We start from the raw sequence: 296 nt of genomic DNA on the forward strand, positions 1-296 counted from the left end.
GGTTAGCACTTGAGCGATAAACCCAAACGTCATGTGACCATTGGCGTGCAGAGACAAACTGTTGGGCTTTCTCGCGGTTATTCAGCGCCATTAGCTGTAAGGTGTAATGCTTACTTGGCTTAGCTTCTAACAGGGATTTCACATCCGTAACTTTAATTGCTACGTCACTGTTTTCTATCGTTTCAAGGCTTGGGCTAAGGGCCTCCTCAGGCATCTCTGCAAGTAAGTTGTCGTTATCTTTAATCTCTGTCACTTGGCCGGTGTCAGCTTTAGGCTCGTTTTGCTCAGCCAATAGT

1 protein-coding gene is annotated in these 296 nt (G+C 46.3%); it reads right to left on the reverse strand.

The window, feature by feature from the left end:
- Positions 1 to 253 (reverse strand): acylphosphatase (locus tag Q4528_RS13410; protein ID WP_303522012.1); only part of this gene is annotated, 253 nt, incomplete at its 3' end.
- Positions 254 to 296: the final 43 nt, after the last annotated feature.

This window comes from Staphylococcus pasteuri (genome assembly GCF_030547725.1).
Lineage (GTDB): Bacteria > Bacillota > Bacilli > Staphylococcales > Staphylococcaceae > Staphylococcus > Staphylococcus pasteuri.